The sequence below is a fragment of the Amycolatopsis sp. NPDC054798 genome, assembly GCF_053611505.1.
This window is the reverse complement of record NZ_JBSHAM010000005.1, coordinates 99,715-123,372: the sequence shown is the minus strand read 5'-3', so window position 1 is coordinate 123,372 and position 23,658 is coordinate 99,715. Positions and strand designations below refer to the sequence as shown.

The 23,658-nt window shown below is 66.8% G+C and carries 25 protein-coding genes and 1 pseudogene; 7 read left to right on the top strand and 19 right to left on the bottom strand.

From position 1 onward, the window contains the following. Positions 1-36 precede the first annotated feature (36 nt). Together ACWGIC_RS05320 and ACWGIC_RS05315 are read left to right on the top strand one after the other, a co-directional pair. Positions 37-1,224, top strand: coding sequence for an MFS transporter (locus tag ACWGIC_RS05320; RefSeq protein ID WP_452074646.1), 1,188 nt, complete (start codon positions 37-39; stop codon positions 1,222-1,224). After that, the gene (locus tag ACWGIC_RS05315; RefSeq protein WP_452074645.1) at positions 1,221-2,294 is read left to right on the top strand and encodes a flavin-containing monooxygenase; all 1,074 of its coding nucleotides are present in this window, start codon (positions 1,221-1,223) and stop codon (positions 2,292-2,294) included. The genes ACWGIC_RS05320 and ACWGIC_RS05315 overlap by 4 nt, the downstream gene beginning before the upstream one ends. On the opposite strand, the gene ACWGIC_RS05310 is transcribed toward ACWGIC_RS05315, so the two are convergent. The 9 genes and pseudogenes from ACWGIC_RS05310 to ACWGIC_RS05270 all read right to left on the bottom strand — a co-directional run bounded on the left by ACWGIC_RS05310 (position 2,291) and on the right by ACWGIC_RS05270 (position 8,175). Next, positions 2,291-2,701: an arsenate reductase ArsC gene (locus tag ACWGIC_RS05310; RefSeq protein WP_452074723.1), complete on the bottom strand. Its 411-nt coding sequence runs from the start codon at positions 2,699-2,701 to the stop codon at positions 2,291-2,293. The genes ACWGIC_RS05315 and ACWGIC_RS05310 overlap by 4 nt on opposite strands. Positions 2,702-2,731: 30 nt before the next feature. Next, positions 2,732-2,983 (bottom strand): annotated as a pseudogene (locus ACWGIC_RS05305) (three-helix bundle dimerization domain-containing protein); the annotation flags it as partial. A gap of 23 nt (positions 2,984-3,006) precedes the next feature. Next, positions 3,007-4,092, bottom strand: coding sequence for an ACR3 family arsenite efflux transporter (arsB, locus tag ACWGIC_RS05300; RefSeq protein ID WP_452074644.1), 1,086 nt, complete (start codon positions 4,090-4,092; stop codon positions 3,007-3,009). After that, positions 4,089-4,454 (bottom strand): metalloregulator ArsR/SmtB family transcription factor, encoded by a 366-nt coding sequence (locus ACWGIC_RS05295; protein ID WP_452074643.1) that lies wholly within the window; start codon positions 4,452-4,454, stop codon positions 4,089-4,091. The genes arsB and ACWGIC_RS05295 overlap by 4 nt, the downstream gene beginning before the upstream one ends. A gap of 346 nt (positions 4,455-4,800) precedes the next feature. Then, positions 4,801-5,265, bottom strand: a complete 465-nt coding sequence (locus tag ACWGIC_RS05290; protein WP_452074642.1) for a DUF4411 family protein — start codon at positions 5,263-5,265, stop codon at positions 4,801-4,803. A gap of 3 nt (positions 5,266-5,268) precedes the next feature. Beyond that, positions 5,269-6,459, bottom strand: coding sequence for an XRE family transcriptional regulator (locus ACWGIC_RS05285; protein ID WP_452074641.1), 1,191 nt, complete (start codon positions 6,457-6,459; stop codon positions 5,269-5,271). A gap of 91 nt (positions 6,460-6,550) precedes the next feature. Then, the gene (locus ACWGIC_RS05280; protein WP_452074722.1) at positions 6,551-7,240 is read right to left on the bottom strand and encodes a hypothetical protein; all 690 of its coding nucleotides are present in this window, start codon (positions 7,238-7,240) and stop codon (positions 6,551-6,553) included. Between the two features lie 252 nt (positions 7,241-7,492). Next, positions 7,493-7,693, bottom strand: coding sequence for a hypothetical protein (locus ACWGIC_RS05275; RefSeq protein WP_452074640.1), 201 nt, complete (start codon positions 7,691-7,693; stop codon positions 7,493-7,495). Continuing rightward, positions 7,690-8,175, bottom strand: coding sequence for a hypothetical protein (locus ACWGIC_RS05270; RefSeq protein WP_452074639.1), 486 nt, complete (start codon positions 8,173-8,175; stop codon positions 7,690-7,692). The genes ACWGIC_RS05275 and ACWGIC_RS05270 overlap by 4 nt, the downstream gene beginning before the upstream one ends. A 146-nt stretch (positions 8,176-8,321) precedes the next feature. Here ACWGIC_RS05270 and ACWGIC_RS05265 point away from each other — a divergent pair, with 146 nt between their 5' ends. Continuing rightward, positions 8,322-10,211: an ATP-dependent helicase gene (locus ACWGIC_RS05265; RefSeq protein WP_452074638.1), complete on the top strand. Its 1,890-nt coding sequence runs from the start codon at positions 8,322-8,324 to the stop codon at positions 10,209-10,211. A gap of 430 nt (positions 10,212-10,641) precedes the next feature. Next, positions 10,642-11,037, top strand: a complete 396-nt coding sequence (locus ACWGIC_RS05260) for a hypothetical protein (protein ID WP_452074637.1) — start codon at positions 10,642-10,644, stop codon at positions 11,035-11,037. Between the two features lie 515 nt (positions 11,038-11,552). Here the strand turns inward: ACWGIC_RS05260 and ACWGIC_RS05255 are convergent. Then, a complete protein-coding gene (locus ACWGIC_RS05255) occupies positions 11,553-12,173 on the bottom strand; it encodes a DUF3159 domain-containing protein (RefSeq protein WP_452074636.1) in 621 nt (206 codons plus the stop codon). Next, complete coding sequence (locus ACWGIC_RS05250) at positions 12,170-13,222, bottom strand: FAD-dependent oxidoreductase (RefSeq protein WP_452074635.1); 1,053 nt, start codon at positions 13,220-13,222, stop codon at positions 12,170-12,172. The genes ACWGIC_RS05255 and ACWGIC_RS05250 overlap by 4 nt, the downstream gene beginning before the upstream one ends. Positions 13,223-13,325: 103 nt before the next feature. On the opposite strand from ACWGIC_RS05250, the gene ACWGIC_RS05245 reads away from it, so the two are divergent. Next, positions 13,326-13,913, top strand: a complete 588-nt coding sequence (locus tag ACWGIC_RS05245) for a TetR/AcrR family transcriptional regulator (RefSeq protein ID WP_452074634.1) — start codon at positions 13,326-13,328, stop codon at positions 13,911-13,913. A 4-nt stretch (positions 13,914-13,917) separates the two neighbouring features. Here ACWGIC_RS05245 and ACWGIC_RS05240 read toward each other — a convergent pair whose 3' ends face one another. The 7 genes from ACWGIC_RS05240 to ACWGIC_RS05210 form a co-directional block, all read right to left on the bottom strand. Further along, the gene (locus tag ACWGIC_RS05240; protein ID WP_452074633.1) at positions 13,918-15,834 is read right to left on the bottom strand and encodes an acetoacetate--CoA ligase; all 1,917 of its coding nucleotides are present in this window, start codon (positions 15,832-15,834) and stop codon (positions 13,918-13,920) included. Then, positions 15,831-16,646, bottom strand: a complete 816-nt coding sequence (locus tag ACWGIC_RS05235) for an SMP-30/gluconolactonase/LRE family protein (protein ID WP_452074632.1) — start codon at positions 16,644-16,646, stop codon at positions 15,831-15,833. Before ACWGIC_RS05235 ends, ACWGIC_RS05240 begins: the two co-directional genes overlap by 4 nt. Beyond that, positions 16,643-18,106 carry a bifunctional 3-(3-hydroxy-phenyl)propionate/3-hydroxycinnamic acid hydroxylase gene (locus ACWGIC_RS05230; RefSeq protein ID WP_452074631.1) on the bottom strand — a complete coding sequence of 488 codons (1,464 nt, stop codon included), beginning with the start codon at positions 18,104-18,106 and terminating at the stop codon, positions 16,643-16,645. The genes ACWGIC_RS05235 and ACWGIC_RS05230 overlap by 4 nt, the downstream gene beginning before the upstream one ends. 14 nt (positions 18,107-18,120) lie before the next feature. Beyond that, positions 18,121-19,326, bottom strand: a complete 1,206-nt coding sequence (locus ACWGIC_RS05225) for an MFS transporter (protein WP_452074721.1) — start codon at positions 19,324-19,326, stop codon at positions 18,121-18,123. Between the two features lie 5 nt (positions 19,327-19,331). After that, positions 19,332-20,246: an amidohydrolase family protein gene (locus ACWGIC_RS05220; protein ID WP_452074630.1), complete on the bottom strand. Its 915-nt coding sequence runs from the start codon at positions 20,244-20,246 to the stop codon at positions 19,332-19,334. A 77-nt stretch (positions 20,247-20,323) separates the two neighbouring features. After that, positions 20,324-21,250 carry a VOC family protein gene (locus tag ACWGIC_RS05215; RefSeq protein ID WP_452074629.1) on the bottom strand — a complete coding sequence of 309 codons (927 nt, stop codon included), beginning with the start codon at positions 21,248-21,250 and terminating at the stop codon, positions 20,324-20,326. A gap of 13 nt (positions 21,251-21,263) precedes the next feature. After that, positions 21,264-22,097, bottom strand: coding sequence for a fumarylacetoacetate hydrolase family protein (locus ACWGIC_RS05210; RefSeq protein ID WP_452074628.1), 834 nt, complete (start codon positions 22,095-22,097; stop codon positions 21,264-21,266). A gap of 109 nt (positions 22,098-22,206) precedes the next feature. Here ACWGIC_RS05210 and ACWGIC_RS05205 point away from each other — a divergent pair, with 109 nt between their 5' ends. Further along, positions 22,207-22,884: a GntR family transcriptional regulator gene (locus tag ACWGIC_RS05205; RefSeq protein ID WP_452074627.1), complete on the top strand. Its 678-nt coding sequence runs from the start codon at positions 22,207-22,209 to the stop codon at positions 22,882-22,884. Between the two features lie 100 nt (positions 22,885-22,984). Here the strand turns inward: ACWGIC_RS05205 and ACWGIC_RS05200 are convergent, their stop codons facing one another. Beyond that, entirely contained in the window at positions 22,985-23,215 is a 231-nt protein-coding gene (locus tag ACWGIC_RS05200) for a hypothetical protein (protein WP_452074626.1), read from the bottom strand. 148 nt (positions 23,216-23,363) lie between these two features. Between ACWGIC_RS05200 and ACWGIC_RS05195 the strand changes: the two genes are divergently transcribed. Next, entirely contained in the window at positions 23,364-23,645 is a 282-nt protein-coding gene (locus ACWGIC_RS05195) for a TetR/AcrR family transcriptional regulator (protein WP_452074625.1), read from the top strand. The last annotated feature ends 13 nt before the right edge of the window (positions 23,646-23,658 follow it).

Genomic DNA, 23,658 nt, shown 5'->3' with positions numbered 1-23,658 from the left:
TCGCGGACGCTGCCCGCCGCGGACCGAGCGCGTCGGGTGGGATTGCGGCGGGTGCTGGTGGTGTTGTGTGCCACGGAGATCACCAGCTGGGGTGTGCTCTACTACGCCTTCCCGGTGCTGGCCGGGCACATCACGACGGCTACCGGCTGGTCGCCTGCCGCGCTGACCGCGGCGCTGTCGGCGAGCCAGTTGGTGGCCGCGCTGGTCGGTATCCCGGTCGGGCGCTGGCTGGACCGGCGCGGCCCGCACACCGTGATGACGGCGGGTTCGGTGCTCGCCGTGCTCGCGGTCGTGGCGGTGGCCTGCTCGCCGAACCTGGCGTGGTTCGTGGGGGCGTGGCTACTGGCCGGGGTGGCGATGGGCGCGGTGCTGTATCCGCCCGCGTTCGCCGCGCTGACCCGCTGGCACGGGCCGGACCGGGTCCGTGCGCTGACGGTGCTGACGTTGGCCGCCGGGCTGGCCAGCACCGTGTTCGCGCCCTTGACCGCGTGGCTGTCGACCCGGCTGGATTGGCGCGGCACCTACCTCGTGCTCGCCGGGATCCTTGCGGTGGTCACGATTCCGGGGCACTGGCTCGGGCTGCGGCTGCCGTGGCCGCCGCGTCCGCCGCTCGAACCACGGCACGCGCACGCCGCTGATCCCGGCCGGGTGGCGCGCAGCCGCCCGTTCATCACCTTGGTCGTGGCGTTGAGCATCGCCGCGTTCGCCACCTTCGCGGTCGTGATCAACCTGGTGCCGCTGCTCGGCGAACGCGGCATCGGTACCGGCACCGCAGCGGTCGCGCTCGGGCTCGGCGGCGCCGGACAAGTCGCCGGCCGACTCGGCTACGCCGCCCTCACGCGCCATACCAGTGTTCGGACCCGGACCGCGTTGATCCTGCTCGCGATGGCCGCCACCACCGCGCTGCTCGGCCTGCTCACCACCGTGCCCGCACTGATCGCCGCGGCGATCCTGGCCGGGATGGCGCGCGGGGTGTTCACCCTCCTGCAAGCCACGGCGGTCACCGACCGGTGGGGAGCCACGCACTACGGACACCTCACCGGACTGCTGTCCGCGCCCCTGACGATCACCATGGCGCTCGCCCCGTTCGCCGGGGCCGCCCTCGCCGGGCTGCTCGACGGGTACGCGACCGCCTTCCTGCTGCTCGGCGCGATCACGGTGGCCGCTGCCCTGCTTTCCCTTGCCAGCACACCGAAAACCACGGAGAAAGACAGACACCCATGAACGACAGTGATATTGACTCTGACGCCCTCGTCATCGGCGGCGGGCAAGCCGGACTCGCCACCGCCCACGCCCTGCGGCAGGCTGGCCGCGCCCCGGTCATCGTGGAAGCCGGTGACGAACCCGTGGGGTCGTGGCCGTCGTACTACGACAGCCTCACCTTGTTCTCCCCGGCCCGCTACAGCGCGCTTCCCGGCATGGCGTTCCCCGGCGACCCCGAGCACTATCCGCACCGTGACGAGGTGATCGACTACCTGCGCCGCTACGCCAAAAACCTCGCCGACGAACGCGGGGTCGACATCCGCACCGGACACCGTGTCGAGACCGTGCACACCGACGACGCGGGTTTCCGGGCGCGGCTGGCCGACGGGACCGACCTGCACGCGCCGATCCTCGTCGCGGCCACCGGCGCGTTCGGACGGCCCTACCGTCCCGCGCTGCCCGGCCTGGACACCTTCACCGGCACCCTGCTGCACACCACCGACTACCGAGAACCCACGCGGTTTGCCGGGCAGCGAGTCGTGGTGGTCGGCGCGGCGAACTCCGCGGTCCAGATCGGCGCCGAACTCGCCGAGCACGCCACCGTCACCCTCGCCACCCGCACACCCGTGAAGTTCGCACCACAACGCCCCCTCGGGCGCGACGTGCACTTCTGGTCCGTGGTGACCGGGTTCGACGCGCTGCCGATTGGGCACCTGCTGCGGACCCCGCCACACATGCCGGTCAACGACGACGGCCGTTACCGGCGCGCCCTGGCCGCCCGGCGGCCAGACCAGCGACGCATGTTCACCGGCATCGACGGCACCCAGCTCACCTGGCCCGACGGCACCCGCGAGCACGTGGACACGATCATCCTGGCCACCGGCTACCGACCGAACCTGTCCTACCTCGCCGACCTCGGCGCGACGACCGCCAACGGCGCACCGCGGCAGCAGCGGGGCCTGTCCACCAGCCACCCGGGTCTCGGATTCGTGGGGCTGGAGTGGCAGCGCAGCTTCTCCTCAGCCACCCTGCGCGGCGTCGGCCGCGACGCCCGCTACGTGACGCGCCGCCTGCTCCGGCAACGTGGTTAAGCGTTGGTGGGCACCAGTTCGGCCAACAGCGCCCGCACCCGCCGGTCGATCTCGTCGCGGATCGGCCGGATCTGCTCGACCGGTTTCCCGGCTGGGTCGTCGAGTTGCCAGTCCAGGTAGCGCTTGCCGGGGAAGACCGGGCAGGCATCGCCGCAGCCCATCGTGATCACCACGTCGGCGGCCTGCACCGCCTCGGTGGTCAGCGGCTTGGGGAACTCCTGCGAGAGGTCCAGGCCGAGTTCGGCCATTACCTCGGCCACGGCCGGGTTGATGCTCTCCGCCGGGGCCGAGCCCGCCGAGCGAACGAGGACTCGTCCGTCGGCGTGGTGGTGCAGCAGCGCGGCGGCCATCTGCGAGCGGCCCGCGTTGTGCACGCAGACGAACAGCACTTCGGGGACCTCGGACACGATCACTCCTTGATTCTTGGCGGTGGCTTCCAGCCGCTGCCGCGCGAAGCGGGCAGCGAGCACCGGCAGATGGGTGTGGACACGGGCGGTGGCGGCGAGCTGGTCGAACGAGGTGCGCACCAGCTCGGTGACGGTCTCGGGCGAGAACGTGCCGTCGAACCGGCGGGCCAGCTCGGCGCCTTCACGCTCGAGCAGGTCCAGGACGTGGGGATCGGTCAGCCGGCAGTCTTCGACATCCCGGCACGGCTCGCCCTCACGGTGCTGGGGGTGATGGGTGGACATGAGCGTGAACCTCCACGGAATCCTTATGGGACAACGGGTGTGAAGCGGCGGCGAAGCGCGAGCGAGACGTACACCAGGGCCACGAGCACGGGCACCTCGATCAGCGGGCCGACCACCCCCGCCAGTGCCTGGCCGCTGGTGGCACCGAACGTGGCGATCGCCACGGCGATGGCAAGCTCGAAGTTGTTGCCCGCCGCGGTAAACGCCAGCGTCGTGGTCCGCTCATACCCCAGGCCCAGCGACTTCCCGAGTGCGTAGGACCCGGCCCACATCAGCGCGAAGTACACCAGCAGCGGCAGGGCGATCCGCGCGACATCCCACGGGCGGCTGGTGATCTGCTCGCCCTGCAACGCGAACAACACCACGATCGTGAACAACAAGCCATACAACGCCGCCGGGCCGATCCTGGGCAGGAACTTGGCCTCGTACCAGTCGCGGCCCTTGGCCTTCTCGCCCAACGTTCGGGTCAGGTACCCGGCCAGCAACGGGATACCCAAGAAGATCAGCACACTCTTGGCGATCTGCCAGCCCGACACCGCGAGATCAGCCTGCGGCAGGCCCAGCCAGCCGGGCAGCACCGAGAGGTAGAACCAGCCCAGCAGGCCGAACGCGATCACCTGGAACACCGAGTTCAGCGCGACCAGCACGGCCGCGGCCTCCCGGTCACCGCAGGCCAGGTCATTCCAAATGATCACCATCGCGATACAGCGAGCCAGCCCGACGATGATCAGGCCCGTCCGGTACTCCGGCAGATCCGGCAGCAGCAGCCACGCCAACGCGAACATCAACGCCGGGCCAATCAGCCAGTTCAGCACGAGCGACGGCCACAACAACCGGCGATCCGAAGTCACCGAGCCGAGCCGGTCATAGCGAACCTTCGCCAGCACCGGATACATCATCACCAGCAACCCGATCGCGATCGGCAACGAGATCCCGTCCACCTCGACCGCGTTCAACCCTGTGTTCAAGCCGGGAATCCAGCGCCCCGCGAGCAGACCGAGAACCATCGCCGCGGCGATCCACACCGGCAGGAACCGATCCAGCCTGGAGAGCTTGCCCACCACACCCGGCGACCCCGCAGTCGAGACCGGCTTGTCCGTCGTGGTCACGCCGACACCTCCGCAGCAACCTGCTCGCCGGGCACCAACACCATCGACAACCGCCCCAACACCTCCGGCGCCGCCCGGTAGTACACCCAGGTCGCACGCTTCTCGCTGGTCACCAGACCCGCCTCCCGCAACACCTTGAGATGGTGCGAGATCGTCGGGCCGGTCAGCTCGAAGGCGTCCGTCAGGTCGCACACGCACGCCTCGCCACCCGCGTGGGACGCGATGAGCGACAGCAGCCGAAGCCGCACCGGGTCCGCCAGCGCCTTGAACGCCCGAGCCAGCTCGACTGCCTGCGGCCCGGTCAACGGCTCACGGGCCAGCGAGGTGGAACAGAGATCGACCAGCGGCAATAACTTCGACATGTGTCTACATTGACAGACATCTACCTAGATGGCAATCGAACCGACCGTGTATGTCCAGGGCCTGTTGGCGCGCGACGACCACAACGACGCGGGCAAGCGAGCGCTCAGCCGCCGCCCCACGGCAGCATCTCCTTCAAGCTGAGACCGCCCCGACCTGCAATGCTCGTCGGTTGTCATGCTCTGCCATCCGTTGACGCCGTCGCGGTCAGGCTCTATGTGATCGGTCTCGGCTCGGCGTGCTCCGGTCATGACCAACTGCAGGCCACATGCTGCCGGGTCCGAACTCTCGCAAGACGATGCATCGGACTGTGGAGACAACGTGATCGACACGCGGGCCGATAGGCGACTAGAACCGCCACCCTTGGCGGGCAACGAATCCGACCAAGTTTAGCCACGGCACGCCGAGCGCGTTGCAAACGTCGGGAATGCGAGGTTTGTCAAGTCGGCCGCTAAGCGTTTCTTCGGTGACGACGATGCCTGACCGGGCAATCGCTAGGCCGATCACGAACGGGTCGGCGCCGTTGCGCCCACCACCGATGCCCATGAGTTTCGGGTGAGACTGTAGGACTTGCGACGTGGCCTGCTGGATGTCGGTCTCAAGCGGGACGAAGAGACCGCTTCGTTGCTTAGCCCATGCGCAAGCGTCATCATCGCGCTTGCCGAGTTCGTCCCGAACGATGTCGACAGCCCGGACAGTTCCGTTGTCGACCATGGCTTCGATGTTGGCCCACAGGGTGCTGAACACGGTTGGGGGCAGCAAATCGCGCCTGCCGTTCAGGATCGAACTGGTGTCGAAGGAATACAAGACCATCCCCTACACCGCTTCCCGCACGGCGGCTGACTCCGCGAGCCGGTCGATCTGGCCAACCTTGACGTTGAGGTAGCTGGCTGCGGTGTAGCTGTCGATGATCCGCCGACGGTGAGCGTCCGCCACTCGTCGCACATAGCCCTTTCCCAGGTCGCGGACGGTGTTGCGGTACCAATCGCCGCCAGAGACCCGCGTCCGGGCTTCCTCATCCTCGTAAGCTCGCAGGAACTCGACGCGACGTGCCTGGTAGAAGGCGGTAGTCACCCTGCCGAGGGTAAGGAGCCTGCGGAGAAACGCCTCGGCGCTGACGCCGAATGGCGCTGCAGCGCCGCGGAGCGACTCGTAACTCCAGCTCTCTTGTTGGTTAACGCGTGCGACGACCTCGGGCCGATTGAGCACCTCACGGGCAGGCATCAGAATGGCGGCGGCGAGTGCATTACAGCGGGCCTCGAGTTGACGTTCGGGCGTCGTGGCTCGGAGATCCGTCGTTGTGTCGCACAGTCCGTTGGTGTGCAACAACAGGTGGGCGTACTCGTGTAGCAGAGAGAACAGTCGGCCGCGGGCGCTGTCGGCTCCATTGACCATGATCACCGGAAGCTTGTCGAAGTACAGTGAGAACGCGCGCATCTCCTGTGGCGAGACCTGACCGCGTGAGGTCGCCATCACAAGAACTCCGGCCCGTTCGAGCGCGGCGACCCACGTGTTGAGGTGGTCGTACGGCGTGCTCGCGTTCGTCAGCCGAAGGGGCGACAGCTCCAGCAGTGTGCGCCGCGCCACCCCGGCGAATGCTTCGTCGTCTCCGGGGGAGGACAGACGCCAGTCCGATGATGGTTCATCATCATCCAGCTCGAAGAGTTCGAGTGCGTTATCCCGCTGCGCATGCGCTCGGCGGTACTCGGTGTGCAGCTCGGGCGACCACTCCCCGGTAGCTGCACCTTCGTGACGTCGGAAGTCACGGAGAGTATCGAAGTCGGTGGGAGGCGCGGCGAGGAAGAACACCCCAAGAGCCCGGTTGTACGCGGTCGCCGCCTTGCGGAGCTGGGCAATCGTGGGCTGCTTGTCCCCAGACTCCCAATGTGACACACGGTCATCGGGGACGCCGATCTTACGGGCCGCGCCTACCTCGGTCAGCCCAATGGACTCGCGAGCCCACCGCAGGACGGCGGGCTCGACGAGCGCGGGGATCGAGGTGGCCACACCCCAATCTTGTCGCACTGGCTCAGCGCCGGCCAGATGCCGCGCCGCCACCGTTCCTGCGCAGGCGAGGGCATGGAGCCCGTCGGAGGAGTTAGGCCACCTCTAGCTCGGGGTTGGTCGTGCTGACCGGCGCATTCTCCGGGCGAACCACTGCTACCAGAGCCCGCGACGTCCTCGCACCGACCCGAAGTTGCTTCCGAAGTGTCTCCGCGGAGATCGGGCGCTGGTGGCGCCGCCAGTGTTCGGCGTCCGCGCGTCGAGCCCGCTCCACGAGTTCCTCGTCGAGGTCAGCGATCCGGCGGGGCACCACTCCCACCTGTTCATCACGCGGCAGCGCCGTGTACCCCGCTGTCTGTTCTGCGCCGTCATCCTTCTGGTCTGCTAACGAGGAGGTGGACAGCTGTACTGATCCGAGATCGGTGCTTGCAGCGCTCAGCGCACGCAGGAGGCCGGGGCCTGCTTCGGCCCACCCGATCAGCAGGAGCGGCCCGACCGAATCGAAGGCAGCCTTACCCCATTGACCAGCGCATATCGGGTCAGCAACGTTCAACAGCAGGGTCACCACGCTCGCTGCGAGCAGCAGGCGTCGTGCCGGCCGCAACACGTCCTCGCTGGCCCCGGACAGGGCCAAGTGCCGCGTACCGACGAGCAACCCCAGCACCGTCAGGTCAACAGCCGGCGCCACCAGCGGCGCTACGAACACAGGGACCTGCAGCTTCAACGCCAAGTTCAACACGTTGCCGAACCCAAAGAGGAACGTGAGCCCGATGACCAGCCCCATCGTGACCGTGACAAACCGAGCAACCGTCTGGGAGTTGGCGGTCACGACGACCTCCCACCCGAGCCCGGAAGCTCGAAGCTCGCCTCGACCACTAATGTGCCGATGAAAAGTCCCTGGTGAACCCCGTTCCCATCCTTTGGTAGTCCCGCCGGGGGCACCCAACCAGCTAGTGCGCGAACCTTTCGCTCCGTAACCGCCTCTCTGGGGTGGCTGCGGGGCGAGGGTTTGGCACGGTGTGATTGCTACCAGGAATCACGAAGGTCGGCTGCGCCGCTTCCCGGCGCTGGCTGCGGCCTCGATGTCGTTCGCGCAAGGCGTCAAAGACAGACGCGTCCGCCATTCCGGAACAGGGGCTTCGTCCACGAGCAGGGCAAGTTCATCTTGGCGGGTACGCTGCTCGGTGAGCTTGGTAGCGAGCTTCTGGACGCGGGCGGAGCAGACCTCCTCCTTCATGGTGCCTTCTCGAACACGGTGTCCTCGTTCTTGCTGATGTTGCGTTCAAGGGCAGTGAGTTCCTCAACATAGGTGGCACGCTGGTCCTCGACCTCACTGGCAGTGTTCGCCGGGCCCTGCTCGATCAGGTCGCTGCGGGCGAGCGTATCCGGCAGCGAGGTCAGCACGGCGTGTTCGAGTTGGGGCTCGCGCCGACCGTTGTTGGTGACGAGCGGCGGGTTCGCCTCAATCCAGCCGCGGTGCCCTCGGCAACGGGGTCGGCAAGAGTAGTTCCAGAATCGAAATGCGGTGGAGCGAACGGCCAGGCGCACCGCGACGATCTCTTTGGCACCGGTCAGGTCGACCAGGCAACCGTGGCCTCCACCCCGAGCACCCTTGGGACGGAATATCGTGGCGAGATCGTTTTTCAGCGCGGAGTAAAGGCTAGCGGCGCACTCGCTGCCGTTGTAACAGCCAACCGTGGCCCCGGCCAGAGAGTCCATTAACGGGTACTTCGAGCGGCTTCACCCGCCGAACTTAGAAGGAGGCGGCCGATGCCTGCGATGGTGGGTGGGCGTGATCCCTAACCGCTCGGCAACGTCGTAGGGTCTTGATCCGAACAACGCGTGCCAAACCGGGGAGGGTTCAGATGGCTGACGATGTTCAGCAGCAGGTGCTCGACGGGCTGGATCCTGAGCAGCGTGCAGCCGTGCTGGCACCGCCGGGCCCGGTACGCATTCTGGCCGGAGCCGGTACCGGCAAGACCCGGACCATCACTCGCAGGATTGCTTATCTGGCCGTGACCAAGCAAGTCAAGGTCTCCGAGATCCTTGCTGTGACCCACTCCGGCCAAGCCGCGGGCGAGCTGCGAGACCGCATCCGATCGTTGGGAGTGTCCGTGCAGGCTCGGACGTTCCACAGCGCGGCGATGTTCCAGTTGAAACATTTCTGGGCGAGGACCGGCCTTCCCGGACACGAACTGAGGATGATTCAGGACGTCCAGGGCGGGCAGGGATCATTTCTCCGGAAGGCGCTGGAAGCCGAGGTGCGGTCCGTCGCGACCACGGATGTCCGTGACCTCAGGGAGGAAGTTGACTGGGCGAGGCGGAGCCGGATCACGCCGGACCAGTACGCGCAGGCGGCGAACGAGAACGGGCGAAAGCGAAACCTGTCTGCCGCAGTGCTGGCAGCCGGCTACAAACGGTACGAGCAGGCGAAGCGGTCTCAGGCCGTGCTGGACTTCGGCGACACCATCGAGCAGTGCGCACTTCTCCTCGAAAACGACCATGAGGCGGCAGCGCAGTTCCGAGACAGGTGCCGATGTTTCGTAGTGGACGAATACCAGGACACCGACCCTGCTCAGGAGCGCCTGCTGGCCGCCTGGTTGGGGCCAGGCCACAACGTCACCGTCGTGGGCGATCCCAACCAGACCATCTTCTCGTTCAAAGGAGCGGACCCCTCCTTGCTCGTCGGGTTCGCCGATCGTTTTCCCGGCGCGGTCAGCATCTCGCTGGACCGGGACTACCGGTCGACACCTCAGATCGTCGGCTACGCCAACCGGCTCATGGGGCAAGCGTCGCCGGGCGTGGTGCTCAAGGGACAGCGACCCGACGGATCCGAACCGATTCGCCGGACCTTCGACACCGAAGCAGCCGAAGCCGCGGCGCTGGCAGAACGGGCGAATGAACTCGTCTCCGAAGGCGTGGCCGCATCCGAGATCGCCATCCTGGTCCGGACGAGAGCCCAGATCTTGTTCTATCGAAGCGCGCTGCAGGACGCGGGGATCACCACCGAGGTTTTCGACGACGACAAGTTCTTCGCAAGGCAGGAGATCCGCCAGGCAATGACAGAGCTGGCCGATCTCGCCGGACGGTCGCCGACCTTGGCCGGCCTGGACGGGCTGCGTGCGGTTCTCAAGAGCATCGGCTTCGACCCGAACGTTCCGCCAGCAGGTCAGGGCGCTGCGCGTGATCGATGGGAGTCACTAGCGGCACTGCTGCGGCTTGTTGAACGGGCACCGGACGACACGCGGGTAACCGTCGGCATCCTCCTTCGCGATCTGGAACAACGGGCCGCTGCGGAGCACGCACCTCGCGGCGGTGGTGGAGTCACACTGGCCACCATGCACAAGGCGAAGGGCCTGGAGTGGGATGCCGTCCTGCTCCCTGGCCTCGCTGAAGGCTTCCTCCCCATTGCCTATGCGACTTCGGCGAAGGAGATCGACGAAGAACGCCGGCTGTTCTACGTCGCCGTTACACGAGCCAGGGAGCGGCTGGAACTTTCGTACGCCCTGGTAAGCGAAAAGGGGTACTCCAGGAAGCCCTCCCGGTTCCTCGACCAGATCGTTCCGGTCCGACGGGCGGTCCCAGAGACTCCCGCGAGGGCGAAAAATCCGTACTCGGTCGGCGACCGGGTAGTGAGCACGGCGTTCGGCATGGGCAAGGTGACCGCGACGACCAAAACAGCCGTAACGGCCGATTTTGGCAGCCCCTACGGTGTCAAGACGGTGATGGCGGACCACAAGCTGAGCAAGCTGTAACCCGCAGCACTGCACACCATTGGTCGTGTCCACATCACCTATGCGACCCGAAGTCGGTCCAACCCCCCCGCGACTCCCCATGAAGCGATGCGGCCAGCAGAAAGACGAAGCCGCGTCGACCACAACCGGCAACGTTGCCCGGCCAGTCAAGGCATTCATCAACCCGCCATAGCGGCGACGGCTTGCGCTCGCGCCTGTTCAGACAGGGACGAAACTTTCAATTAGCTGATCGGCTCGCGCTATGAAGACCTGGCAGGTGTCGGCGACTTTTTCGGGCTGCGAGACCACGGTTCGTTCTCGCTGCTTCCTTGGCCTTACGTCGAGGGCGCACCGCAGGGCGGCAGCAGTGAGTCCAGTGGGGCGAAGCGTCCTTGCGTCGCTCGGCGGGTGGATGCTACTATTTCCTCAACAAGGAGAGAGGATACGAGTCTTGAAACAGTTAAATCTTGCGGACAGCGACTACAACCGGGTCATGCTGCTCGCACGCGCCTGGAAGATCTCCGGCGGGGAAGCCGTGCGACGCCTGCTCGACGACTTCGTCAGCGTGGACGGAACGGCTGCGGCTGGAAGTGAGCAGCCTGCTGATGACGGCGTGCCTATCTACGCCGACTACGGAGGTGTCCGCGTCGAGGCGATTTACCACAAAGCCACGAAGCGTGTTGACATCACGAGCGGTGTGCTCGCTGGGCACTCGTACAAGAGCCCGAGCGGTGCTGCCATGGGGGTTGTTCAAGCGCTCAACCCCAACGTTCACAACAACCGCAACGGATGGTCGTTCTGGTTCATCGCTAAGAATGGGGAGGCGCTGCAAACTATTCGACCGTAAACGGCGGCCTGGTGGACCGGTGCTCGGCGAAGCATGGCTATCTGTGCGAGCGACCGGTCTCCGCCTAAGTTCTCCGCTGTCTCGACGGTGTTGAGCATCGCGAGTAACAGTCGTTGCCTGCGCTCGCAACCGGGGCGGGGCGCAAGTAGGTAAACAGTTTTATGACAACTGCCAGGTCAAGTGCATCTGGTGATAGCTGCGTTGCAGGCCAGTGCAACGCAGTTTGGTTGTTCGCGTCGTGCCAGCCGCGTCTCGTGTCGGGGCGGGGGCGGTCGTTGTCGACCGCCCTGCGCTGGTGCACCCCGTCGATGCGTGAGCGGCTTCCGTAGCTGAGCGTTCTCACTTTTGCTATTTCTTGCTATTGGAGGCGCTGCCGTAGAACGCGACTGGACCGTAGCTCGTCTGGAAACCTTGCATGGGGGCCGTGATCGTCAAGAGTCGACGGGTCCGTAGCGCTTGCCTGAAGTAGGTGCGACCCTCTCTGCACCGTCCGTGGACCGCGGGGCTCGGACAGTTCAGCGAACCACCACACCCCGAGCCCGCAACACCCGCCAACACAAATACCCGCACGCCCCCACTGCAGGCGCCCCGCCCAGCAACACCGCAGCAATCCCCAGCGGCACCACCCGCTCGCCCAGATACAACGGCACCAACACCGCCGTAGCAACCACATACTTCGCCAAAAAGATCCCCGTACACAGCTGATACCCCCGCCGCCGCGAAGGATCACGACGCCACCCGAACCGTTCCCCGCGCGCGGCCCCCAGCACGACCCCAATCACCGGCACCCGCACCAGAATCGACAGCAGGAACACCCCACCCCCAGCCGCCTGCATCAGCACTCCCGGCAAATAGAAGTCCACCGCCTTCCCAGTGCTCCCAGCCAGCAACGCCGAAGCCCCCACGATCACCAACCCGATCCCTGCCTGCCAGTACTTCCGGTCGGTGAACGCTCGAACCGCCGCGAACACCACCACCCCGCCGACCGCGACCAGCGCGGCAGTCGACACCTGGCCAGCCACCAGATAGGCGACCAGAAACACCACCCGCGACGCGACCCCCTCGGCAACCGTCCGCCAGCCGCCCACCGCAGCGAACAAGGTCAACGACTTCTCGGTCAGAAGTGCGAACCTCATCTGCTCGCCTTTGCCGGAACGGGTACAGAAGCATCTTCGTACGCGCCAATCGCCTCAACCAAGCTGAACTGGCCGCAGTCCGCCGAGATCAGGGCCTCGCAGAGACGGTGCGCGTCCTGCATCGCGAGGTTGCCGCCGAAACCCGGGGCCAGGTGGATGGCATCGCCGAGGACGGTCACCGGGCTGGCAGGCCAAAAAGGTATCGGCGGGATCATCCCTATACGCAGCGTGGACGTCATCTCCGGCCACGACTCGTCGACGACCCGTCGCAGAGCGGCCGGAAGCTCCGCGGCGGGGTCGGGTAATGCCCACATCAGGTAGTCCTCGAGTACGGAGACCGCGCTGTGGCGTAAAGCGGGCAGCAATCGCTGTCGGGCAACGGCTGGCGGGGAGGCGAACCGCAGTGCGCCTAGCACCCCGCGGATCCGTGCGACGGCAGGGTTGTCGCGGATAAGGTCGGGCAGCTCGGCAACTGCCGCCAACGCAGTCGCGCCCATGACCATGCGACGTCCGGTGTCGACCACCCGCGCATGTGGCAGGTATTGCCGACGGATCGCGGAACCGACACCGTCCGCGCCGACCAGGACGTCAGCGGTGTCGGTACTGCCGTCGGAAAACCATGCCCGGACAGTGCCATCGGCTTGCCGCTCGAACCGCGTGAATTCCGCTTCGAATCGGACGGCGTCCTCCAGCCCGGTCAACAAGATCGCCCTCAGCAATGGGCGATGGGCCTGCCGCCCAGGCCGGGCTCGGCCTGCCACACCGTCGGACGGTTGAGCGTCCACGACGGCGAGCGTTCCGTCCACTTCGGACACCGAAAGCGTCTGGTCGCGCAGCCCGCCCATCGTGGCGTCAGCCATCGCGGCGTGCTCTGGGGGCAGGCACCCCTCTAATGCCGCAGCGCCCCGGTTGTCGATGTGCAAGCCGACGCCTTGCGCCCGCCCCAGTGCGCCGTCCGGCTCGTGCACGGCGACGTCGATCCCCGCCTGGCGCAGGCCCTGCGCGAGCGTCAACCCGCCCAGACCTGCGCCGATCACGACCACTCTCATCCCCGAGCCCCGTTTCTTCATCGCTGATGAAGTTCAAGGCTAGCGCGCGTCGGAGGGAAACTCCACCAACGATGAAGAAAGCTCGGCTAGACTCACCGGCGTCATGACAGAGCACAGTTCTTCCGCCCGCCCCGGACGCTGGCGAACCGGGGCGGAGAGCAAGCAGCGGATCCTGGACGCGGCGCGCGCGTTGTTCCGGGAGCACGGCTACGGCGGCACCACCGTGCGCGCGGTCGCGGGCGAGGCGGGCGTCGACCCCGGGATGGTGTTCTACTTTTTCGGCAGCAAGCAGGGCCTGTTCGCCGCCGCGATCGAGATGTCTGCCCAGGTCCCGCCCACCCTCGACGAAGTCTTCGCCGGCGGGCTCGACGGTCTCGGCGAGCGCGTCGTCCGGACGCTCGTGGAGAACCTCGACGCCTCGGGCCGAACCCCGCTCGCGATGCTCACCCGGGCCGACGACCAAGCCGACGCCCTGCTCCGCGAATACATCGACCGCGAGATCACCGGGCGACTGGCGAAGCTGCTCGACACCCCGGACGCCGCGTTCCGGGCAAGCATGGTCAATGTCCAGCTCTTGGGCCTCACCGTGGCGAGGTACGTCGTGCGGATCGAGCCGATCGCGTCCGCGTCGGTCGACGAGCTGGTCAGCCGGTTCGGACCGCTGGTGCAGCGCTGCTTGACCGAGGGGTAGCGCGTCACTCGCGACGATGCTGCTGGTACCAGGCAAGAAGATCGGGTTGGTCCACGCTGCCGGGATCGACCACGGCATCCGGATCGTCCCCGAGAAGCAGCCGTTTCACCGGCACCTCCAGCTTCTTCCCGGTCCGGGTGTGCGGAATCCCCGGTGCCGCAATGATCTCGTCGGGAACATGCCGTGGCGAAGCACCCCGACGAATCGCCGCGAAGATCTGTTGCCGCAGCGCTTCATCGAGAACGACCCCGTCGGTCATCGTGACGAACAACGGCATCCAGTACCCGCCGTCACGCTGCTCTACACCGACGACAAGAGCCTCCTGAATCTCCGGAAGTTCTTCGACTGGGCCATAAATGTCGCTGCTACCCATGCGCACGCCGTGCCGGTTCAGTGTCGCGTCTGAACGGCCGTGGATGATTACCGAGCCGCGGTCGGTGATGGTCGTCCAGTCGCCGTGGCGCCACGTCCCCGGGAACGTGTCGAAATACGCGGCCCGGTACCGGGTGCCGTCGGGATCGTTCCAAAACTGCACTGGCATGGACGGCATCGGACGTCGCACGACCAATTCGCCGACCGTGCCGCGCACCGGCTCCCCGTTGTGCCCCAACGAATCGAGCGCGACGCCGAGACATGGGGCCGACAATTCGCCTGGCCACACCGGGGTGGTGGGCGCGGCGCTCGCGAAGGCCGTCACGACGTCTGTCCCGCCGCTGCTGGACACGACCTGAACCCTCGACCTGAGTTCGTGCTCGACCCAGCGGTGCAGGTCGGCCGGGAACGTCGAGCCGGTGACACCGAGCCGGGCCAGCGCGCTCAGGTCGTGGTCGCCGAGCCGGACCCCGGCCTTGCGGCAGGAAGCCAGGTATCCGGGACTGGTGCCCAGCGTCGTGACCCGCAAACGGGCGGCCAGCTCCCACAACGCATCCGGACGACCGAACGCGGGACTGCCGTCGTAGCAAACCGCCGTCGCTCCGACCAGGAGAGCGCCGACGAGAGAATTCCACAGCATCCAGCTCGGCGTGGTGTACCAGAGGATCCGATCGCCGGAGGTCAGGTTTTGGTGGAACGCGGAATGTTTCAGCTGCTCGACGACCACGCCGCCGTGGCCGTGCACTATCCCTTTAGGACGGCCAGTGGTTCCCGATGAGAACAGAACCCACAGCGGGTGCTCGAAAAGGACCGGCACGGGTGCCAGGGCATGGTCCCCGCCGGTGATCGATGACCACGGAATCGCTCCGGGCGCCGAGGCCGGATCGTCGATGACCACAGTCGCGACCAAAGTGGACAGTCCAGCCCGCAAAGCCGTCACGTCTGCTTGGCGTTCGACGACGCGACCACCGTGCTGGGATCGAATGGCGGTGATCAACACGGTTGGCGCGAGCTGAGCGAACCGGGCCAGCGCAGCCGATCCGGCGTAGTCCAAACCGCATCCGGCCCAGATCGCCCCGAGACTCGCGGTGGCCAGGAACGCCACGATCGCCTCCGCCGAATTGGGCAGATACCCCACGACCCGGTCGCCGGGCGACACGCCCAGTTCAGCCAGGGCCGCGGCGACGGACCCGACTTGACGCCGCAGCTCACCCCAGCTCAGCTTGACCGGAGCGGTGTCCTCGGTCACCGCGATCACCGCGGTGGCGGCCTCATCGCGGCCGCGGAACACCTCGGCCGCATAGTTCAGCGTGCTCCCCGGGAACCAAACGCTGCCCGGCATCGCCTCGACAGCCAACGCTGGCTGCCCCTCCGCACGCGCGGGCAGTCCGAAGTAATCCCATACCGCGGACCAAAAGCCGTCGAGGTCCTGCACCGACCATTCCCACAGCGTCCGGTATCCGCCGGTCAGCTCGCGGCCGGTGCGGGCCGAGGCGTACCGGGCGAAATCGGTGATCCGCGCTTCCGGCACCGGGACCCAGCTGGTCATTCAAGCTCCAATTCCGCGACCGTGGTCTGCACGGCTTTGGCCGCGAGGGCTTCGAGCAGCGGCCGTCCGCCGGTGTCGGCGAGGGTGACGAACAGCCGGTCGCCGTCGCTGCAGCACGCGATGGGGAACGCGGCACCCGTGCTGATCTTGGTGCGCATCTCGTTGTCCTGGACCAGCACGACTGCGTGTCCGGTGGTGGTCGCCACCCAGATTCCTTCGGGCACCGGCCAGATTCCGTCCGGACGAGCGTGCGGGCCGACCAGTTCGGCGAGGTCGGCATAGAGACGCCGGTCGGTCAGCGTCCCGTCCGCGCCCACGGTGAAGGCGGTCAGCCGTTGCGCAGTGGTCTCGGCGACGATCAGGGTGCGCCCGTTGTCGATGAAGGCGAGGCCGTTGGGGAAGTCGATGTTCTCGGCGGCGACGGTGACTGAACCGTCAACGGCGACTCGCAGCAGACGGCCTGGCCGAGGTGCTTGCCCAGCGCCAAAACCGACGTCGTCGACGTACAGGTTGCCCTGCTCGTCGCCGACGAGATCGCCGAGCGGGCCGGTAGCCACTCCACTGAGATCCGCGTAGGTGGCGAACTGTCCGTCGGTCCAGACGCCGATGCGGTTCTCGTGCATCATGGCCGCGGTGAGCCTGCCGTCGGGCAAGAACCACAGCCCGTTAGCCGGGGACTCCAGCTGCATGGCGCTCCAGTTGCCGCCGTGATCCGTCCACAATCGACTGCCCTGAGTGTCCGACAGCCACAGCGCGCCTTGGTGCCAACGCGGTCCTTCGCCCCAGATCATCCCTGTTCTGTAAGGCTTCATGCGCGCACCTCCATGCGCCGCGCGAGTTCCTTCGTCGCTGTTTCCAGTTCCGCGGTGTCGGCGGCGAGGGCGAACGCGTAGCGGTCCGGGCGGATGATGGCCGCGGTTGCCGAATTCGTGGCCAGCCACTCTTCGATCACCGGGCCGGCGTCCTCGACCACTGTGACGTCAAGCTGGTGCCACAACTGCTCGATCTCTGCCGACACGGTCTGCTTGCCCACGACGACGAAGTTGTAGCCGGTGACGTCGTCAAGCCGCGTTCCATCGGCGGCCCGGGGCTGTGGGCTGAGCCGGCCGACCGCGTCGCCGGATTGTCCGTTGAGGCCCGGACCGAGCGGCGGCCGCAGTGGTTCGAGGGTCTGGGGTTCCGCCAGCTCCGGGTGGGTGGCGCCGATGCCGAAGGACTCGACAAGGTTGGCCTGCCGGGCGGATTCGGCGATGTAGGGGCGAACGTGCGGGGCGCGCTCGCTCTCGTAGGTGTCGAGCAGGCTGTCGGGACTGACGCCCTGGACGACCGCGGCGAGTTTCCAGGCGAGGTTGGCCGCGTCGCGGAGCCCGGAACACATGCCCTGTCCGAGCATCGGCGGCATCTCATGGGCGGCGTCACCGGCGAGGAACAGCCTTCCCGAACGCCATCCGTGCACGAGCCGTGCGTGCCATTCGTAAGTACCGGCTCGCATGATGCGGTAGCTGCCCGGTTCGATCCAGCGGCTGAGCGCGTCGTAGACCGCCTGCGGTCGTTCGAGTGCGACTGCGTCGTCCCCGTCGAGAAGCATGAATTCGAACCGCAGCATCGGGGGAAAGATCGGCACGTAAGTAATCGGACGCTGCCCCTGGCACAGGATGAACCCGGATTTCGCGGGAAGCGCGGGCGGATGCTGGAACGGATGGATGTCGACGATGAGCGAGCGTTGGGTGCCTTCCAAGTCTTCGATCTCGGCACCCATTAATTGCCGGACGAAAGAATTAGCTCCGTCTGATCCAACTGCGTAGGCCGCTTTTAGCGTCTTGATCTGGTCCCGGTCGGTCACGGTGAGACTGACTGAGTCGGTGTCTTGGGTGATCGCGGTGACGGACCAGCCGAACCAGAGGTCGACGTTCGGGTCGCTCGCGAGCAGACCTCGCAGCCGGGATTCGAAATCCGGTTGGTGGAACTGGTAATCCGTACGCCAGCCTTGTCCGGATTCGTCTCGGGGGTGGGCGAATTCGAGGAACGGCGTTCCGTCCGGCAGTTGCAGCGTCCACCCGCTCTGCCGCAGGAACCACTGCTCCAGGTCGGCCGCGCCCAGCGTTTGCAGGAGGCGCATCGATTCGTCGTCGAGATGGGTGGCTCGCGGATGGTGGCAGACGATCCGGTTCGGATCGATCGCGGCGACCCGGAGCCCTTTCGCGCTGAGCAACCGTGCAAGGGTCAAACCGACCGGACCGCAGCCCACGACAGCGACGTCGTAAGTGTCCATGACTGTTCCTTCGCTCAAGCCGGTTCTTCGATCGGCTGCGACGTGGGTGTGTCCGCGGCGCGGCGGAAGTTCCCGATGGCAACGGTGGGGAGCGCTCCGAAGATCGCTGGCACCGCGAAAAGAATGAAATTCCACTGTGGTGCGAAACCGGCGGCGAGGACCCATCCGCCCAGTACCGGTCCGGCGATCGCGCCGATCCGGCCGATGCCCAGCGCGACCCCGATCGCGCTGGCCCTGGCGTGCGCCGGATAAGTGCGGGCGATGTACACGTTGATCAGCCCCTGCACGCCGAACGCGCCCGCACCGCCGATCAGCACGATCACGGAAAGCACGATCAACGGCGACCGGATGCTCAAGGCGGCCATCGCGCCCGCGGCGACGACAAAGCAAGCGATGATGGGGACTCTCGACCCTGCCCGGTCGGCGAGCACCGCGATCGCGAGGCCGCCGACGGTCGCGCCGACATTGAGCAGGGTGAGGAACATCAGCGAGGAATCCAGCGGATACCGAGCCGCCTGCATCAGCTGCGGAAGCCAGGTGTTGATCCCGAAAATGAGCAAGAACGAACAGATCACCATGACGCAGAACAGCGCGGTCGTTCCGGTATACGGCGGACGCAGCACAACGCGCAAGCCGCGCGCCCCAGCGGGCTCTCGCCGATATACCGGCGATTCGGGCAGCCAGCGGTAGGTCATCGGCACCAGAATCAGCCCGACGACGCCCCCGACGAGATACTCCGGCCGGAAGTTGTCCCCGTCCAGGAAAGCCGCGGCCACGACGGCGGCCAGCGAACCGCCTACAGTGACTCCACATTGGACTATCGCCGAGCTGAGGTTCTTCCGTTTCGGCGGTGCCAGTTCGAAGATCAGCGGCCCCATCGCCGGGTAGACCGCGCCGACGCCCAGGCCGACGACGAGCCTGCTGGCGCCGAACAGCTCTGGGTTGGGGGCGCACGCGCACGCGAACATTCCCAGCGAGACGAGCGCGATGCTGAGCAAGGTCGTTCGGCGTCGTCCGTATCGATCGGTGAGCGGCCCGACCAGCAGGGCGCCGAAGAGCATGCCCACCGGGGTGAGGCTGCCCAACGTGCCTAATTCAGGAAGGGAAAGGTGCCACGGCTCGTGCCGGAGCAACAGCGGCGTCGTCGCGCCGAAAGCGACGAGGTCGTACCCTTCCAGCGTCATGACGGCCAGCCCGATCGCGATGGCTCGCCACGGCATCGTCCTCACGTGCTTGCCTTGTCCGAGGAAAGGCGCAAAACCCGTTCGGCGTTGCCATGGCTGATCTTTTCCCGGTCCCGATTGCTGATCGGTGCTTGTTCGAGGAACCGGACTGCCTCGGCGGTGTCTTCAAAGGGATAGTCGACGGCGAACATGATCGCGTCCGCGCCGACAGTCAGGATCGCGCCGGCCAGCGCGGCAGGAGAACAAACACCGCTGGTGGTGATCAGGATGTTGGCGCCGAAATACTCCGACGGTTTCCGCGCGAGTGTCCGGTGCTCCTGCCGGTCGTAGCGCGAATCCAGCCGGGCGAGCTGAAACGGCAGGAACTCGCCGAGGTGGCCGAGAATGAGCGTGGCACCCGGATGCCGGTCGAAAACCCCGCCGAAGACTAGCCGGAGAGCGTGTCCGCTGGTCTCCGCTGCCCAGCTCCACAATGGACCCCGCAGCTCGGGCCGCCCCTCGAGCACCTGCCACGGTTCTGCTGGGGGAGCGCCCGGGTGGAGGTAAAGCGGCACGTCCAGCTCCTCGAGCGCGGCCCACACCGGTTCGTAGCACGGATCATCGAGGTAGGTGCCGTTGGTGTGGTCGTTGACGAGCGCGCCGCTGAGCCCGAGCGTGCCGACGGCGCGGTGGAGTTCCGCTACCGCTGCCTCGGGGTCCTGAAGCGGTAATGCGGCCAGGCCGCGGAACCGATCCGGGTGGGCAGCGATGACCTCGCCCAAGTGGTCATTGGCGATCCGGGCGTCTTTGACTGCCCGGTCAGCGTCGGCCAGCCCCTGGATGCCCGGCGCGGTCAGGGAAAGCACCTGGACGTCGATGCCGTGCTCGTCCATTTCCGGCAGCCGGTAAGTGGTGTAGTCGCACAGCCGTTTTCCCCAGGCCTCGACCCACCGCGCGGCGGTTTCCGTCTTGGGCACTGGGTATCCGGCCTGCAACTCAGGAAGCGCGAATGCTTCCTCCATAGCGATGTAACGCAAGACGATGGCCTTTCGGTTCAGCTGCCTTCTGCGTGCGCGCCGGTCATGTGCGCCGCCAGGTCTTCCGGATTGATGAACGACGGCGGGGGCGGCGGACCCCATGCGTAGAGCGACTGGATGCCCTCGAACGACCTCGGCGTCCAGAGCTGGTCGTCGACGATGGCGTCCATATCGGAGTAGTACTCGGCGAAGTTCCCGGCGGGATCCTTGAGATACCAGAAGAAGTTCGACCCGATGTGGTGGCGGCCCAGTCCCCAGACGTGGCGTTCCGGATGGTCGGCGAGCATGCTCATCGCGCCCCGCCCGACGTCGTCCACATCGGACACCTGCCAGGAGGTGTGGTGCAGGAAATTGAGCGGAGCCTGCTGTACCAGCAGATTGTGGTGATCGGTGGAGCACCGCAGGAACGCGGCCCGGCCCGGCACCACATCGCTGACCTTGAACCCGATGCCGTCGGTGAAGAACCGCTGGGTCGACTCCTGCTCGACCGTCCCGATCACGACGTGCCCCAGCGCGAGCGGCCGCACCGGTTCGGTCCGGGAGAGCACGGGCGCCCGGGTGTCGGGGCGGTCCAGCCGACCCGGGCCGTTGTACGGAGTCGCCGGTGCCGGTGCGCGTACCAGCCGCGGTGCGACTACCGCTTCGACCGCGATGTCCGCGATCGGTTCCCGGGCGCGCAGGGCTTCTGCGTCGCGTTGCACCGGAACGCCTAGCCGGTCGAGGTTCGCGGCGATGCGGCCGAGGTCGTCAGCGTCGTCGACAGCGACGGTGAGGCCCAGGAGGCGGCGAACTCGCGACTGCTTGAGCACGAACTGCTCGCCGCCCTCGACCGTGGCGAATCTGCCCGGCGAGAGCTGCGTGAGCCCGAAGTCGGCGTAGTAGCCGGCGGTGCCTGCGACGTCGGGCACGCCGACGGTCAGCGACTTCAATCTGTGCAGTGCCATGGAATTGCTCCTTTCACCCGGCGACGCAGGTCTGCCGGAGCTGTCCGATGCCCTCGATCTGCGTGACCACCTCGTCGCCAGGCCGCAAGTAGCGGCGAGGGGAGCGCGAATGCCCGACGCCCGCGGGTGTGCCCGTGAAAATGAGGTCGCCAGGCAGCAGCGGACACACCGCGGACAGCCGGGCGATCAGCTCGGCGACCGGGAAGACCATGGAGGACGTGCGCGCCTTCTGCACGCTCTCGCCGTTGACGAGGCACTCGATCGCGAGGTCGTCGGGGTCGGCGAACTCGTCGGCGGTCACCAGCACCGGCCCGGTCGGAGCGAACCCGGGGAATGACTTGCCGAGCGAAAACTGCGGCACCGGCCCCGCCGCCTGCACGACCCGTTCGGAAAAGTCTTGCCCCGCGGTCAATCCCGCGACGTGCAGCCAGGCGTCCTCGGCCGCGGTTTTCTCGGCCCGGCGGCCGATCGCGACCACGAGTTCCGCTTCCCAGTCGACAAACTCGCTGGGCAGTCTCAGCTCGGTCTCCGGACCGGCAAGGGAGGTGCCGAACTTGGTGAAAGTGGCCGGCGACTCCGGAAGGCCGAGCCCCGCTTCCTGCGCGTGTTCCCGGTAATTCAACCCGATGGCGAAGATCTGCCGCGGCCTCGGCGAAGGGCTCCCCGCCTGACCCCCGGGTACGGCCGGCCCGTCGGTCGTCGCTCGCGCCCACTCCGCGAACTCGGTCCAGCGCTCGAAAACCGCGAGCGGATCGGCCGGGAACCGCCCGCCGCTCGCCCCCTCGACGTCGATCACCCTGTCGTCGAGCACGAGGCACATCCGGCCCGCCCGAGTCGTCGTTTTCATTTTCCGCGTCCTTCCGCTGCGTCCCGGTCAGTGAACACCGGCTAATCTCGATAAGTCAACTAAATCTCGAGATTCTGCTTGGTCTGCGTAACCGGGTACGATCTGCGACATGACTGCCGCTCGGAGCACGACCCGCGTCGAGGACGTCTACCTGCGTCTTCGCGCCGACATCCTCAACGGCCGGCACGCACCCGGATCGCGCCTGCGAGTGGAAGCGCTCAAAGGCGACTACGACGCCAGCAGCGGCGTCCTGCGCGAAGCCCTTCCCCGGCTCGTCGGCCAGGGGCTCGCGACTTTCGCGCCGCAGCAAGGATTCCGGGTCATCGATGTCGCCCCGGACACCTTGCAAGACCTCACCGAGGCGCGCGTGGTCGTCGAAACGCACGTGGTCCGCGAATCGCTCGCGCACGGCACCATCGAATGGGAATCCGATCTGCTCGCGGCCCACCACAATCTGGCCCGCACCACGTTCACCGACGAGTCAGACGCGATCAACGAGCGATGGCTGGCCGCGCACGCCCGGTTCCATCAGGTTCTGCTGGAGGGCTGCCCCAACCAGCACCTGCGCGCGGTGGCGACGCAACTGCGCGAATCCGCCGAGGTCTACCGATGCTGGGCGCGCGCTTCGAGCGAGGGCGGTCGCCGGGACGTCGCCGCGGAGCACCGGCTGATCTGCGAGCGCGCGATCGAACGAGACGTCCCGGGCACGGTCGAGGCGCTGCGGGACCACATTGAACTGACTACGAAGCTGCTGCTCGACGGATACCGGGAACAGGGAGGCGAATGACGGGGATTGTGCGGTCCATGCCTCAAGTTTCGGCCGCCCGCGAGGTCGGCGTCCAAGACTGGTTCGCTATCCGGCGATAACCGGACGGCATGGGTGCGGTCTACTCCTGGCCGCGTTCGATCAGGTACTGCTGTTTGAGCTCCGGGTAGCTGAGATCGGCGGGGAACTCGTCCTCGGACAGCAAGCCGATCGCCCAGGGGGCCGGGCAGGGCGACCTGTGCTCGGGTTCGGGGCACAGCAGCAGCTTGATCTGCTCGATCAGCTCCCGTGCCCGGTCCTCGGTCGCGTAGAGGCCGACCCTGACCTCGAAAGTCTTGCGCTCGTCCGTCATCGCATGGCCTCCCCGCCTGCTTGTTCTGCTCAGCAGTAGCGAAGGGGGCGGCCTGGGGCAAACGTTTTTGTCAGCTCCGGCGTCCGGCCAGCGATCCATGCCGGGCAAGAAAACGCCTCTGCTCCGCCGCCGCCGACCAGGAGGCCGAATGCCCACAACCAGCGAACGCGGTGGTCCGCAGACGCGCGCCCGGATCCTGGAGGTCGCGAACCGGCTGTTTCTTGAGCGCGGGTACGAAGCCGTCACGGTCGCCGAGGTCGCACGCGAGGCCGGAGTCTCCAGCGTGACCGTCTTCAACCACTTCGCGCGCAAGGAAGACCTCTTCCTGGACCGAGCGGCCGACGTGGCCAACCTGCTGCGCACGGCCGTCCGCGACCGCAGGCCGGACGCCGATGGGGAGAACTGCCCGGGACGCCACTTTCGAGGGTGACGGGGTATTGCTC

Bases quoted from the DNA above. Each gene is read 5' to 3' on its own strand.
- ACWGIC_RS05255 (WP_452074636.1), bottom strand. From the start codon at position 12,173: ATGAGGTTCGCACTTCTGACCGAGAAGTCGTTGACCTTGTTCGCTGCG.
- ACWGIC_RS05215 (WP_452074629.1), bottom strand. From the start codon at position 21,250: ATGGCACTGCACAGATTGAAGTCGCTGACCGTCGGCGTGCCCGACGTC.
- ACWGIC_RS05230 (WP_452074631.1), bottom strand. From the start codon at position 18,106: ATGGACACTTACGACGTCGCTGTCGTGGGCTGCGGTCCGGTCGGTTTG.
- ACWGIC_RS05265 (WP_452074638.1), top strand. From the start codon at position 8,322: ATGGCTGACGATGTTCAGCAGCAGGTGCTCGACGGGCTGGATCCTGAG.
- ACWGIC_RS05195 (WP_452074625.1), top strand. From the start codon at position 23,364: ATGCCCACAACCAGCGAACGCGGTGGTCCGCAGACGCGCGCCCGGATC.
- ACWGIC_RS05270 (WP_452074639.1), bottom strand. From the start codon at position 8,175: ATGGACTCTCTGGCCGGGGCCACGGTTGGCTGTTACAACGGCAGCGAG.
- ACWGIC_RS05205 (WP_452074627.1), top strand. From the start codon at position 22,207: ATGACTGCCGCTCGGAGCACGACCCGCGTCGAGGACGTCTACCTGCGT.
- ACWGIC_RS05280 (WP_452074722.1), bottom strand. From the start codon at position 7,240: ATGGGGCTGGTCATCGGGCTCACGTTCCTCTTTGGGTTCGGCAACGTG.
- ACWGIC_RS05210 (WP_452074628.1), bottom strand. From the start codon at position 22,097: ATGAAAACGACGACTCGGGCGGGCCGGATGTGCCTCGTGCTCGACGAC.
- ACWGIC_RS05290 (WP_452074642.1), bottom strand. From the start codon at position 5,265: ATGGTCTTGTATTCCTTCGACACCAGTTCGATCCTGAACGGCAGGCGC.
- ACWGIC_RS05245 (WP_452074634.1), top strand. From the start codon at position 13,326: ATGACAGAGCACAGTTCTTCCGCCCGCCCCGGACGCTGGCGAACCGGG.
- ACWGIC_RS05200 (WP_452074626.1), bottom strand. From the start codon at position 23,215: ATGACGGACGAGCGCAAGACTTTCGAGGTCAGGGTCGGCCTCTACGCG.
- ACWGIC_RS05235 (WP_452074632.1), bottom strand. From the start codon at position 16,646: ATGAAGCCTTACAGAACAGGGATGATCTGGGGCGAAGGACCGCGTTGG.
- ACWGIC_RS05275 (WP_452074640.1), bottom strand. From the start codon at position 7,693: ATGAAGGAGGAGGTCTGCTCCGCCCGCGTCCAGAAGCTCGCTACCAAG.
- ACWGIC_RS05295 (WP_452074643.1), bottom strand. From the start codon at position 4,454: ATGTCGAAGTTATTGCCGCTGGTCGATCTCTGTTCCACCTCGCTGGCC.
- ACWGIC_RS05225 (WP_452074721.1), bottom strand. From the start codon at position 19,326: ATGCCGTGGCGAGCCATCGCGATCGGGCTGGCCGTCATGACGCTGGAA.
- ACWGIC_RS05240 (WP_452074633.1), bottom strand. From the start codon at position 15,834: ATGACCAGCTGGGTCCCGGTGCCGGAAGCGCGGATCACCGATTTCGCC.
- ACWGIC_RS05250 (WP_452074635.1), bottom strand. From the start codon at position 13,222: ATGAGAGTGGTCGTGATCGGCGCAGGTCTGGGCGGGTTGACGCTCGCG.
- ACWGIC_RS05315 (WP_452074645.1), top strand. From the start codon at position 1,221: ATGAACGACAGTGATATTGACTCTGACGCCCTCGTCATCGGCGGCGGG.